Below are 12,356 nucleotides of genomic sequence, written 5' to 3' on the forward strand. Positions count from 1 at the left end.
GTGATCTGGTCGCTCGGCCACCAAGGACGCGACCTAAGGTCGCAGTATAGCGTCTTTGCACGGAAAGTCGCGTGTTCTTCCAAAACTTCGTTCGCAAAAACCGAACGTACGGACCTGGAGATCTCGGACCCATGCCAAGGGCAATCGCTTGAAGAGGTTGCCCTTGGGGGCAATGCTCACGCTTGCATGCCTGCCATATGATCCAGTATTGTTGAGGTGCTATCTGATAGTGCTTTTTGTATATTTTCTACAATTCCTGTTTGAGATTGAGTTCCATATTCAATTTCTGATTGTAGCTGCTGAATATTTCCAACGGGTTGGGAAAAGAGATGGCAGCAGACGGGCGCGAAGTAACCGCCATCACAATCGAGCGCGGTTGGAAGCTCAATACCATGCTGGCGAAATACGGGACCGGCTTCAAATGCTTCGCATTTGCGCCGAAGGACCCGTACGACTTTGTCGATATGACGATCGCCTACGGTCACGACGCCGGCGACCTGATTCAAAAGGTGATCATCATCGGCCACGGAAACGCCAGCGGAATCCAGATCGGCGGTCATTTTGTCGAACTGAGCAATTTCAAGGACTATGAAGGCCATTTCGCCAAGATTCGCGAGGTGATCAGCGGCGAAAGTTTCGTATATCTTCGCGGCTGCACCGTCGGCCAGAACGAGAGGCTGCTGGCAAGCTTCGCGCGTGCCTTCGGGGTTCCCACCTACGCCGGAACAAGCGCGGAGAACGTCTTGTGGGATTTCAATTTCGGGGACATCATGGTTGCTTATCCGGGCGGCAGCGTGTCCAAGGCATCGCGTCCGTAAAGCCTCGGAACAATTTGACAAATCATTCCATCGGCAGTCAGGAACGCGCGAACGGCGGCACCGCAACGCCGCGCGGCAGCACGGCAAGCACCTTGAACAGCTCGCCCATCTGGTCCGGCCCGGCCAGGCGCTCGACGGCGGCGCGGATTTCCTCGCGGCCGGCCTCGTCGGCGGCGGCGCCGAGCCGGCCGGCACGATCGAGCAGCCCGAGGCCGAGCAGGAACTCACCCTGGGTCGCGAAATGGGTATCCAGCCCCGCAACCCTTGCCCGGTCGGCGAGGGCGGAGAAATCGACGTGCGCGGTGAGATCGGCCTCGCCGGGATTTTCCAACGGGTCCTCCGGCTTGTGCCTGCGCACCGCCTGCAGCGTGTCGCCGAAACCGTGCCGGAAATGGCCGTAGTCGATGAACAGGCCGGCGCCGGCGGCGGCGATGCGCTCGGCGATGCCCTGCATCACCGCCTCGCGTGCCGGTGCGGTCTCGAAGACGGTGCCCTCCGGCACCTCGGCCGCGTCCGGCGGCAGCAAGGCAGGATCGAGCGAGCCGGCGCCGGCGACGAAGGCCAGCTTTCCGCTATCGCTCAGGCCGATCGCGCGCTCGCGCCAGCCGCCGCCCGCCTTGACGAACTGCCGGATGGGGATCGCGTCGAACAGTTCGTTTCCGACGATGAGCAGAGGCCGGTCCGGCAGGTCGTCGAGGCTGTCGTGCCATTGGATGTCGACGCCCGTTCCCTCCAAGGTCACCCTCTGCACGGTCTTGAGTCTCGGGCTGGTCTCGACCAGCCGGAAGGAGGCGGAGGAGCGGAGGCCGGGCTCGACCTTTTCCAGTGTGCGCAGCATATCCCTCGCCAGGGTGCCCCTGCCCGGCCCGATCTCGACGACCAGCGGGCGCTCTGGCCGGCCGACCGCCCGCCACGCCAGAGCAAGCCAGACGCCGACCAGTTCGCCGAACATCTGGCTGATCTCCGGCGCCGTGGTGAAGTCGCCGGCGCGGCCGAACGGCTCGCGCGCCATGTAGTAGCCGTGTCGCGGATCGGAGAGGCAGAGCGCGAAGTAGCTGGCGACACTGATCGGCCCGTCGACGGCGATCAGCCGGGCGATCCGCTCCGTCAGCGCGGTCATGCCGGCTGCGGCGTCTCGGTTCGGCGCGCCGTCGCCATCGCCCAGATGCCGAAGAGCACCATCGGCGTCGACAAGATCATGCCCATGGTCAGCCAGCCGCCGAGGAGATAGCCGAGTTGGGGGTCCGGCTCGCGGAAGAACTCGGCGAAGATGCGCGCCGCGCCATAGCCGGCGACGAAGGCGCCGGAGACGAAGCCGGGGCTTTTCAGCTTGCCGAAGGAGTGGGTGAGGACCCTGAGCAGCACGAACAGCACCAGCCCCTCCAGCAGCGCCTCGTAGAGCTGGCTCGGATGGCGCGTGAACGGACCCCCATTCGGGAACTCGATGGCCCAGGGCAAGTCCGTCGGCCGCCCCCACAGCTCGGAATTGATGAAGTTGGTGCAGCGCACCAGGCCGATCGCCACCGGCACGCCGGCCGCGATCACGTCGAACAGCGTCCACACGCGGATGCCCCGCTTGCGGGCGAACAGGATCATCGCGAGCGTCGTGCCGGCGAAGCCGCCATGGAAGGACATGCCGCCCTGCCAGACCGCGAAGATGTCGAGCGGGTTCTGCAGGTAGCGGGCAAGGTCGTAGAACAGAACGTAGCCGATACGCCCGCCGAGCACGATGCCGACCGCCGCCCAGACGAGGAAATCGTCGATGTCCTCCGGCCGCATCGGCCGCTGCCCACCGGCCCACAGGCGCTCGTCGGAGACCAGGCGCTTGGAATACCACCAGCCGAAGAGGATGCCGACGACATAAGCGATGCCGTACCAGTGGACCGCCAGCGGGCCGAGCCGGATGGCGACCGGATCGATGTTGGGAAAAGGCAGCGCCGCGAGCGGCAAAAGCAGGAAGTCGGGCAAATCGGCCTCGCGGTCGGGGTGCGGACGGCGCGGACCATGTGCCAGCCTTGGGGCGGGGTCAAGGCGGCTTGCCGTCACCCTTGCATTGGCGGCAGAGCGGGATTACCTCGAATGAAACGAAGGAGCTTCGCCATGGCCGCCGGACCGAATCGCATCCTCGACGAATTCGCCAAGCTGCTGACCGATGCCGCCGGCGCCGCTCAGGGCGTGCGACGCGAGGTGGAGACGGCGTTCCGCTCGCAGGCCGAAAGAATCCTCAACACGATGGAGGTCGTCCAGCGTGAGGAGTTCGAGGCCGTCCGCGACATGGCGGTGAAGGCGCGCGCCGAGAACAAGAAGCTTACCGCGCTGGTCGATGCGCTGGCGGCCAGGGTGGCCGCGCTCGAGGCAGGGGCCGATGTCATCCCGGGAGAGGAGCCGCTGGAGACGCCGCGCGGCCGGGTAAGACGCTCCACCAAAAGCGATCCCCAGAAATAATTCAGTAGATTTTCCACAGCCGCGGCCGAGAAAAAGCGCTTTGCCGTGAATCGTTTAAGCCGTTTGCGTGAATCTGTTCCGCAACTGCTTTCCACATCTGGCGGCCTCTTCCGGAAAAAAGGGGCTGGTCACGCGACTCCCGATCAATACACTGAATTTGCTGCATGATTCGGGACGGATCATGCGCCGGCAGGCGGAGCCCGGCTCGGGGTAGGTTGCGCCAGCGTCCCTGTCGCTTCGGTTTGACGAAACATAACCTGCTGCCGGTCCGCCGGCAGGCGTGGGGACACAGGGAACGCATGATGGAATTGGTCGAACTCGACGTCGGACGTGACATTCACCCCGTCGATGTCATCGAGCAGGTCGCGCACAACAACGACTGGGCGTTCGAGCGCACGGGCGACGACGAGATCGCGATCTCCGTGGTCGGAAGCTGGACCGACTACCATGTCTCCTTCTCCTGGATGGAGGATTTCGAGGCGCTGCATCTCGCCTGCGCCTTCGACATCAAGGTGCCGGAGAACCGTACGCTGGAGATCCTGCGGCTCCTCTCGCAGATCAATGAGCAGCTGCTGTTCGGTCATTTCGATCTGTGGGAGCAGGAAGGCGCGATCATGTTCCGGCAGTCGCTGCTGCTCGCCGGCGGCGTCGAGCCGTCCAGCCAGCAGGTCGAGGTGCTGCTGTCGAGCGCGCTCGAAGCCTGCGAGGGCTATTTCCAAGCCTTCCAGTTCGTGATCTGGTCGGGCATCTCGGCCAAGGATGCGCTGTCGGCGGTGCTGTTCGAGACCCAGGGCAACGCCTGATGGCCGGCGGGCCGGCCAAGCCGGAGATCACCTACGCGGATTTCGACAAGGTCGACATCCGCGCCGGCACCATCGTCGAAGCCGAGCCCTATCCGGAGGCGCGCAAGCCGTCGATCAAGCTGAAGATCGATTTCGGGACCGAGATCGGCGTGAAGAAATCGTCGGCGCAGGTCACCAAATATTATACGCCCGAGACGCTGGTCGGCCGCCAGGTCTTCGCGGTCGTGAATTTTCCGCCGCGCCAGATCGGCAAGTTCATGTCGGAGGTGCTGACGCTGGGCTTTCCCGACGGCGAGGGCGACGTCGTGCTGGGCGCCATCGAGCGCAGGGTGCCGGACGGCGGCCGTCTGTTCTGATCTCCCGACGAGGAACCGTTTTGACACCTTGATGCTTTCCGTTCCGCTTGTCGCGAATGGAGCGGAAGGTGTTGAAGCAGCCCGACGCGGCGGATCTTTCCGCCAGGCCTGATCCCGAGATCTCCGCCAGGGAGGCATCGCTGGTCTATGTCAGCGATGAGGAGCCCGGCATCCGGCGGATGCGCGCCGGCAAGGGATTTTTCTATCGCGGTCCCGATGGCAACCGGGTCGGCGACGCTGGCACGCTCGATCGGATCAGGATGCTGGCGATTCCCCCCGCATGGACGGACGTGTGGATCGCTCCGGTCGAGAGCGGCCACATCCAGGCGACCGGCCGCGACGCCAGGGGACGCAAGCAGTACCGCTACCACGAACGCTGGGCGCTCTGCCGCGACGAGGCGAAATTCTCCAGCCTCGCCGCCTTCGCCGAAGCCCTGCCCGCCCTGCGGGCGCAGGTGGACGCCGACCTGCGCCGCCACAACCTGCCGCGCGAGAAGGTGGTGGCGGCGGTCGTCTGGCTGCTCGACAACACGCTGATCCGCGTCGGCAATGCCGCCTATGCGCGCGACAACAAAAGCTTCGGCCTCACCACGCTGAAGGACCGGCATGTCGACATCGAGGGCTCGCGCCTGCGCTTCGCCTTCAAGGGCAAGTCCGGCAAGGAATGGCGCCTCCAACTCGTCGACCGGCGCATCGCGAAAGTCGTGCGGCGCGCGCAGGATCTGCCAGGCCAGCAGCTCTTCCAGTATGTGGATGCCGAAGGCAGCCGGCATCCCATCGGGTCGCAGGACATCAACCGCTACATCCAGGACGTCTGCGGCCGCGACTTCACCTCGAAGCATTTTCGTACATGGGGCGGGACGATCCACGCCGTCTCGCTGTTCGCGCAAACGCCGGTGCCGGGCTCGGCTGCCGCGCAGAAACGGGCGATCAACGCCGTGATCGATGCGGTCGCGGCCCGGCTGGTCAACACCCGCGCCGTCTGCCGCGCCTGCTACATCCATCCGCGCGTGCTGGAGAGCTGGAGCTCCGGTCGGCTTGCCGGGGAACTCGCCGCCGCCCGCCGGTCGCGCCGCAAGGCGGACGGGCTCGACGAGCAGGAAGTGCTGGTCCGCAATTGGCTGGCGGGCTGCTGATCTTCCGATTCAACGTCGACCGCTCTCTTTTGCTTCGGCGTTGCTAGCCCACCGAAAATGCCCGATAGATTAGGCGGGCTGTTGGAGGGGTTGGATGAGCGATTCGGTTCGCGAGGTTACGTCCGTATCTTGGTTCGGGCGCATCTGGCGCTCCCTGGCGGGGCTGATCATCGGTCCGCTGCTGGTCCTTGGCATGATCGTGCTGCTGTTCTGGAACGAGGGCCGGGCGGTAACGACCGCGGAGGCGCTCGATGAGGGCGCCGGCCTCGTCGTCTCCGTCCAGGCCGGCACGATCGATCCCGCCAATGACGGCAGGCTGGTGCATGTCGCCGGCAAAGCCACGACCGACGTCAGCCTGACCGATCCGGACTTCGGCGTTTCGGCCGCGGGGCTTCGCCTCGTCCGGTCGGTGGAGATGTATCAGTGGCGGGAGGACTCCAAGTCCGAGACCACCACCAAGCTGGGCGGCGGCGAGGAGACGGTCACGACCTACACCTACTCCAAGAAATGGTCGGATCGTGCGATCGACTCGACGGACTTCAAGCAGCCGGCGGGGCACGCCAACCCGTCGATGGAGATCGAGGGCCGGCGCTTCCAGGTGGATCGGGCGCGGCTCGGTGCCTTCGACCTCGACGAACCGGTCCTCGACCTTGTCGGCGGCGAAAGGGCATTGCCGATGGCGCCGGCCCAGAAGGACGCGATCCGCGACGCCTTCTCCGGCTCCGCCAAGGTGAGCATCGTCGACGGTCGCATCTTCATCGGTCGCGATCCGGCGTCTCCGGCGGTCGGCGACTACCGAATTCGTTATTCGGTGGCGCCGGCGGGAGACCTCAGCATCGTCGGCCGGCAGGCGGGCGACAGGTTCGAGCCTTACCAAACCAAGGCTGGCCGCAATCTGCTGATGGTCGAAACCGGCTCGGTGCCGGCCGAGAAGATGTTCGCCGATGCCGTCACGGAAAATACCGTCGTGACCTGGATCGTGCGCATTGCCGGACTGCTGTTCCTGTTCGTCGGCTTCGCCTTGTTGCTCGGCCCCCTCGGCGTGATCGCCGACGTGCTGCCCTTCCTCGGAAGCATCGTGCGCCTCGGCACCGGGGCGCTCGCCCTGGTGCTGGCGCTGCTGGCCGGCTTCGTCACCATCGCCGTTGCCTGGTTCTGGTACCGACCGCTGCTGTCGCTCGGCCTGGTAGCCATCGCGCTAGCCGTGGCCTTCGTGCTGTCGAAACTCGGCAGGGCCCGTGCGACCGCCGCCGCTCCCACCCCGGCGGCAGGGCCTTAGGACAACTTCATCTTGCCGACCGTGCCGGGTGCCCGCAGCGTCGCCGGCTGCGCGTGCGCATCGCGAGCATGCCGCAGGAACAGGCCGGCACAGGCGGCCCAGCTGAAGGTTTCCGCCTTGCGCCGCGCGGTGTCGCGGCCGATCGACAGGGCGGCCAGCGCCGCATGGCGCAGATCGTCCGAAAGCACACCGCCGATACCGTCGGCCAAAACATCGGCCGGCCCGGTGACCGGATAGGCGGCAACCGGCAGGCCGCTGGCGAGCGCTTCCAGCAGCACGATGCCGAAGGTGTCGGTACGGCTGGGAAAGACGAAGACGTCGGCGGACGCGTAGATGTCGGCGAGATCCGTGCCAGTCCGCGTGCCGAGGAACGTCACGTCGGGGTGGCTTTCGCGCAGTGTTGCAAGCGCGGGACCGCTGCCGACGACGACCTTGCTGCCGGGCAGGTCGAGGTCGAGGAAGGCCTGCAAGTTCTTCTCCACCGCGACCCGGCCCACCGACAGGAAGATCGGCCGCGGCAGGTCGAGCACTTGCGGGCGGTCGGGCCGGTAGAGCTCGGTGTCGACACCGCGCGTCCACAGCCGCGCCTTGGTGAACCTCCGGTCTGTCAGCTCGCGCGCCAGCGACGGCGTGGCGACCAGCATGCCGTCTCCGGCATTATGGAAGCGCCGCAGCAAGGCATAGACCCAGCTTTCGGGGAACGGCGCACGGCTGCTCACATATTCCGGGAAGCGCGTGTGGTAGCTCGTCGTGAAGACCAGTCCGCGCGACAGGCAGTAGCGCCGCGCCAAAATTCCGAGCGGGCCTTCGGTGGCGATGTGGACATGATCGGGCCGGAACGCCTCGATCCGGCGCGCGACCCGGCCAGGGCCAGGCAGGGCAAGCCGGATGGCCGGATAGGAGGGAAGCGGCACCGTGCGGAAGCCGGCAGGGGTCAGGAACTCGACCGTAACGCCGGCCTTGGCCAGATGCTCGGCCAGGTTCTGCAGCGTGCGCACCACGCCGTTGACCTGCGGATGCCAGGCATCGGTGACGATGAGGATGCGCTTGAGCATGCCGGTCGCAGCCTCCGCGGCCGGCGCCGTTTCGGCTCCGAAGGTGGCGTTCTGCGCGGCTGGCCGTGGCATGCCGCCTTATTGTGCAGATTCCGTGACAGGGGGATGACGCTGCCGGCGGCTCTCTATGCCGGTATGCGAACGATCACCCTCAGCCCGCCCAGCGGGCTGTCCTCCAGCTTGATATCGCCGCCGTGGCTGCGCGCGATGTCGCGGGCGATCGACAGACCGAGCCCGGTACCGCTGGCATCGAGATTACGCGCATTGTCCAGCCGCACGAAGGGCTTGAAAACCTCCTCCCGCTTGTCCGCCGGGATGCCCGGCCCGTCGTCGTCGATCGTGAGGCGCAGCGTGCCGCGTGTCCGCGATGCCTTGACCTCGATCGTCTTGGCATAGCGGAAGGCATTGCCCGTCAGGTTCGACAGCAGCCGGCCGAAAGCGTTCGGCCGCACATGGATTTCGGTGATGCCGGAGAGCGTCGTGGCGAGCTTGCGTTTGCGCAGCTTCGCCTCGTCGCCGAGTTTTTCGAAATAGCCGGCGAGATCGAAGCGGCCGGGATCCTCCAGCGCCTCGCCGCGCGCGAAGGCGAGATAGCCCTCGAGCATCGCCTGCATGTCGTTGACGTCCTGGTTGAGCGCCTCGGTGTCCGGCTTGGATCCGCTCAGCGCCAGTTGCAGCTTGAAGCGCGTCAGGATGGTGCGCAGGTCGTGGCTGACGCCGGTCAGCATCGCGGTGCGCTGCTCGATCTGCCGCTCGATGCGCTCGCGCATCTGGATGAAGGCATAGCCGGCGCGCCGCACCTCCTCGGCGCCGCGCGGGCGGAAGTCCGGCGGCAGCGGCCTGCCCTTGCCGAAGCTCTCGGCCGCCTCCGCCAGTTGGGTGATCGGCTTGATCTGGTTGCGCAGGAACGGGATGGCGATGCCGAGCAGCAACAGCGAGGTGCCGACCATCCAGACGAGGAAGATATGCGAGTTGGAGGCATAGGCCTGGTTGCGGCGCACGAAGACGCGCAGCACCTTGTCCTCGAGCTGGATGCGCAGTTCGACGATCTTGGACTCGCCGACCGTGTCGATCCAGAACGGCCGCCTGATCTGGTCGCGGATTTCCTCCGACAGCGCCTGATCGAGGATCGAGAAGAACGGTTTTGGCCCGGGCGCCGGCAGCGGGTCCGGCGGCAGGATGTCGATCTTCATGTCGAGCCGGTTCTGCGCGATGCGGACGAGCTCGGAATAGTCCCCGTCGGGATGCGGATAGGTCTCGATCAGGTCGATCATCGCCGCGACGTCGCGCACCACCGCCGTCGACAGGCGCTGCGTCACCAACTGCCAGTGGCGTTCCATGAACACCAGCGTCACCACCGACTGCAGCAGGATCATCGGGGCGATGACGATGATCAGCGAGCGTGCGTAGAGCCGCTTCGGCAGATAGGCCGAGATCCGCCGCCAGAACACGTTCCAGACCTTCTGGACGAGCCTGTAGGCCGGCCTGCCGCGACGGCGCCAGTCGGCATAGGCCGTCCGATCGGTGTCCGAAGTCGCCATTGCGCCTTTCCATGCGAGCGACGGGACCATCCCGGCCGCGCCGCCTATTCTAGGGCGTAGGCGGGCCGGAGGAAACCGTGCGCCTGATGGTCAGGCGGATAGGCCTCAGGCGGATGCGCTCGAGCGGCGCTGCGCCAGTTCCTTGCGGAACTCGGCCTGCACGGCCTCGAAGAAGCGCAGCACCTCCCGGCGTGCGGCGTCCATGTCGCGCCCCTGCTCGGTCAGTTCCTGCAACAGCCGGCGCGCGGTTGCGCGCCAATAGCCGTTCGCAGCCTCGCCGCTCAGCGCCGACAGTTCCCCTGCCGCCCGCTTGACGAGCGCCATCCGCCGGTCGATCGGAAAGGCGATCAGCTCGGCCGTTTGTTCATGCATTACGAAAATCCCCACCACTCACACGCGGCGAATCATCCCCTGCCGCGCGGCGAGAGTGGGGGTCGGGTTCAAACAAATGCTTAACGCAGCGACGGCCGCCTATTCGACGCTCAGCCGGTAGCCGACGCCGCGCACCGTCTGCAGCCATATCGGATTGGCGGGGTCGCGCTCGATCTTGCGGCGCAACCGGTTGATCTGCACGTCGATGGTGCGCTCGCTGACCTCCGAATCGCCGGCGACCAGCTCGTGGCGCGGAATGGTCTCGCCGGCGCGCGCCGCGAAGATCGCGAGAATCTCCTGCTCGCGGTCGGTGAGCTTCAGCGGCTCGCCGCTCTTCTTTAGCTCGCGCCGCGCGATCTGGAACGTGTAGGGGCCGAAGACGAGTTGCTCGACCTTGGGCGTCGGTGACGGCCCGCCGCGGCGCAGGATGTTGTTGATGCGCAGGATGAGCTCGCGCGGATCGAACGGCTTGGGCAGATAGTCGTCGGCGCCGGCCTCAAGGCCGGCGATGCGGCTGTCGGTCTCCGAGAGCGCGGTCAGCATCAGGATCGGCACCGACTTCTGCTCGCGCAGCGATCTGGTCAGTTCCACTCCCGATTCGCCCGGCATCATGATGTCGAGGATGAGCAGGTCGAAATCGAGGCCGGAAAGCTGTCGCCGCGCCTCGTCGGCGTTGCCGGCGACGGTGACGCGAAATCCGTTCTCGGTGAGATATTGCTTGAGCAGGTTGCGGATGCGGGTGTCGTCGTCGATCACCAGCAGATGCGGCGCATCGTCGTCCGGAGCCGAAGATAGATCCGTCATCAGCCTTCCCCCTCGTTCAACCCACGCGCGTCCTGCCGGCGATCGGAGATCTGGTCGATCTGCTGCCTGAGATCGCTGTTGACCATGGCTTTCAGGAATTCTTCCACCGTCTGCCTTTCGTCCGCCGAGAGCGCCTTCAATGCGGCATCGATGCGGCGCGACTGTGGCCGCGCAAGGTCCAGAGCGAGCTGCCTGCCCGTCTGCGTCGGATAGAGTTCGCGCTGCCGCCGGTCGCGCGGTCCGGGCACCTGGATGATGTAGCCGGCGTCGACAAGCTGCTTGAGCACGCGCGCCAGGCTCTGCTTGGTGATCTGCAGCACGTCCAGCAGTTCCGCCACCGTAAGTCCGGGCTTGCGGTTGACGAAATGCAGGACGCGATGGTGCGCCCGGCCGAAACCGTAAGCTTCCAGGATCTGGTCTGGATCGGAGGTAAAGTCGCGATATGCGAAGAAGAATAGCTCTATGATGGAGAGATCGATCCCGTCCTCGCCGCTGAGCGGCGTACGGATTGGTCTGGGTGTGGTCTGGATCCGATCAGCCATCAGGGCCTGCGCTCGCAAATTTATGTCAGCCTTATTGACATATTTTACCCGCCTTGATAATTTTTGCCAAGCTTTTCGGCGGATTGCGATCGAAAAGGCAAGCCGGAGCGGAGATATCCGACACTTCGTGAGTTTGCCTTGGGTCGCGCATCGCCCTAATCTTTCACCATCAAGGACGGTAGCCGCAACGGCTGCCGCCACTGCAAGAAACGACAAGGGCTGCGGCCCGCGGGAGGCAGAAATGGCATCCGTTCCCTTCGACCAGCTCGATGGCTTCATCTGGATCAACGGCCAGTTCGTCAAATGGGCCGACGCTAAGATTCATGTGCTGACACACGGCCTGCATTACGCGAGCGCCGTCTTCGAGGGCGAGCGCGCCTATGGCGGCGAGATCTTCAAGCTGACCGAGCACACCGAACGCCTGCACGAATCGGCGCGGATCCTCGGCTTCACCATTCCCTGGTCGGTCGCCGAGATCGACGAGGCCTGCCGCCAACTGCTGAAGAAGCAGGGTTTCGCCGACGCCTATGTCCGGCCGATCGCCTGGCGCGGCAGCGAGCAGATGGGCGTCTCGGCGCAGAACAACAAGATCAACTGCGCCATCGCCATCTGGCAGTGGCCGAGCTATTTCGACCCCGCGCAGAAGCTGAAGGGCATCCGCCTCGACATCGCCGAATGGCGCCGCCCCGATCCGCGCACCGCGCCGTCCCGGGCCAAGGCCGCCGGTCTCTACATGATCTGCACGCTGTCCAAGCATGCGGCCGAGGCCAAGGGCTATGCCGACGCCCTGATGTTCGACTGGCGCGGCTACGTGGCCGAGGCGACCGGCGCCAACATTTTCTTCGTCAAGGACGGCAAGATCCACACGCCGGCCGCCGACTGCTTCCTTAACGGCATCACCCGGCAGACGGTGATCGATCTTGCCCGGCGGCGCGGCTTCGAGGTCAACGAGCGGATCATCGAGGCGTCGGAGCTGGAAGGCTTCGAACAGTGCTTCCTGACCGGCACCGCCGCCGAGGTGACGCCCGTCTCCGAGATCGGCCCGTACCGATTCGAAGTCGGCGAGATCACCAGGACGCTTCTGGAGGATTATACGGCCGCCGTGCAGCCGAAACGGGCAATCGCTGCCGAGTAACCCCGGCATATCAGCCCTGAACCCATAAAAAGCGGTGGACGGCGTCGACGTCCACCTTTCCCTCACGTCA

At 65.4% G+C, this 12,356-nt stretch carries 14 protein-coding genes; 7 read left to right on the forward strand and 7 right to left on the reverse strand.

Features of this window, described 5'->3' with window-relative positions; genetic code table 11:
• Nucleotides 1-329 precede the first annotated feature (329 nt).
• On the forward strand, nt 330-818 hold the full coding sequence (locus C7I84_RS11360; protein ID WP_106772301.1) for a DUF4347 domain-containing protein: 489 nt from the start codon (nt 330-332) through the stop codon (nt 816-818).
• Nucleotides 819-855: 37 nt separating this feature from the next.
• On the opposite strand, the gene C7I84_RS11365 is transcribed toward C7I84_RS11360, so the two are convergent.
• Nucleotides 856-1,938 (reverse strand): class I SAM-dependent methyltransferase, encoded by a 1,083-nt coding sequence (locus C7I84_RS11365; protein ID WP_106772302.1) that lies wholly within the window; start codon nt 1,936-1,938, stop codon nt 856-858.
• Nucleotides 1,935-2,786, reverse strand: coding sequence for a prolipoprotein diacylglyceryl transferase (gene lgt, locus C7I84_RS11370; protein ID WP_106772303.1), 852 nt, complete (start codon nt 2,784-2,786; stop codon nt 1,935-1,937). The genes C7I84_RS11365 and lgt overlap by 4 nt, the downstream gene beginning before the upstream one ends.
• 132 nt (nt 2,787-2,918) lie before the next feature.
• Between lgt and C7I84_RS11375 the strand changes: the two genes are divergently transcribed.
• The 5 genes from C7I84_RS11375 to C7I84_RS11395 all read left to right on the forward strand — a co-directional run bounded on the left by C7I84_RS11375 (nt 2,919) and on the right by C7I84_RS11395 (nt 6,837).
• Nucleotides 2,919-3,263, forward strand: coding sequence for an accessory factor UbiK family protein (locus C7I84_RS11375; RefSeq protein WP_106772304.1), 345 nt, complete (start codon nt 2,919-2,921; stop codon nt 3,261-3,263).
• A gap of 302 nt (nt 3,264-3,565) precedes the next feature.
• The gene (locus C7I84_RS11380; RefSeq protein WP_106772305.1) at nt 3,566-4,066 is read left to right on the forward strand and encodes a type III secretion system chaperone family protein; all 501 of its coding nucleotides are present in this window, start codon (nt 3,566-3,568) and stop codon (nt 4,064-4,066) included.
• On the forward strand, nt 4,066-4,422 hold the full coding sequence (locus C7I84_RS11385; protein ID WP_106772306.1) for a tRNA-binding protein: 357 nt from the start codon (nt 4,066-4,068) through the stop codon (nt 4,420-4,422). The genes C7I84_RS11380 and C7I84_RS11385 overlap by 1 nt, the downstream gene beginning before the upstream one ends.
• A gap of 56 nt (nt 4,423-4,478) precedes the next feature.
• Entirely contained in the window at nt 4,479-5,558 is a 1,080-nt protein-coding gene (locus C7I84_RS11390; protein ID WP_106772307.1) for a DNA topoisomerase IB, read from the forward strand.
• Nucleotides 5,559-5,652: 94 nt separating this feature from the next.
• Nucleotides 5,653-6,837 (forward strand): TMEM43 family protein, encoded by a 1,185-nt coding sequence (locus C7I84_RS11395; RefSeq protein WP_106772308.1) that lies wholly within the window; start codon nt 5,653-5,655, stop codon nt 6,835-6,837.
• On the opposite strand, the gene C7I84_RS11400 is transcribed toward C7I84_RS11395, so the two are convergent.
• From C7I84_RS11400 to C7I84_RS11420, 5 genes are all read right to left on the reverse strand, one after another.
• Entirely contained in the window at nt 6,834-7,892 is a 1,059-nt protein-coding gene (locus tag C7I84_RS11400) for a glycosyltransferase family 4 protein (RefSeq protein WP_106772382.1), read from the reverse strand. The genes C7I84_RS11395 and C7I84_RS11400 overlap by 4 nt on opposite strands.
• Nucleotides 7,893-8,017: 125 nt before the next feature.
• On the reverse strand, nt 8,018-9,433 hold the full coding sequence (locus C7I84_RS11405; RefSeq protein WP_106772309.1) for an ATP-binding protein: 1,416 nt from the start codon (nt 9,431-9,433) through the stop codon (nt 8,018-8,020).
• A 105-nt stretch (nt 9,434-9,538) separates the two neighbouring features.
• Nucleotides 9,539-9,805, reverse strand: a complete 267-nt coding sequence (locus C7I84_RS11410) for a DUF6074 family protein (RefSeq protein WP_106772310.1) — start codon at nt 9,803-9,805, stop codon at nt 9,539-9,541.
• Between the two features lie 99 nt (nt 9,806-9,904).
• Nucleotides 9,905-10,609, reverse strand: a complete 705-nt coding sequence (locus tag C7I84_RS11415; RefSeq protein ID WP_106772311.1) for a response regulator — start codon at nt 10,607-10,609, stop codon at nt 9,905-9,907.
• Nucleotides 10,609-11,151 (reverse strand): MarR family winged helix-turn-helix transcriptional regulator, encoded by a 543-nt coding sequence (locus C7I84_RS11420; protein WP_106772312.1) that lies wholly within the window; start codon nt 11,149-11,151, stop codon nt 10,609-10,611. The genes C7I84_RS11415 and C7I84_RS11420 overlap by 1 nt, the downstream gene beginning before the upstream one ends.
• Before the next feature lie 241 nt (nt 11,152-11,392).
• On the opposite strand from C7I84_RS11420, the gene C7I84_RS11425 reads away from it, so the two are divergent.
• Nucleotides 11,393-12,286: a branched-chain amino acid aminotransferase gene (locus tag C7I84_RS11425; protein WP_106772313.1), complete on the forward strand. Its 894-nt coding sequence runs from the start codon at nt 11,393-11,395 to the stop codon at nt 12,284-12,286.
• The last annotated feature ends 70 nt before the right edge of the window (nt 12,287-12,356 follow it).

This window comes from Kumtagia ephedrae, assembly GCF_003012745.1.
GTDB lineage: Bacteria > Pseudomonadota > Alphaproteobacteria > Rhizobiales > Rhizobiaceae > Kumtagia > Kumtagia ephedrae.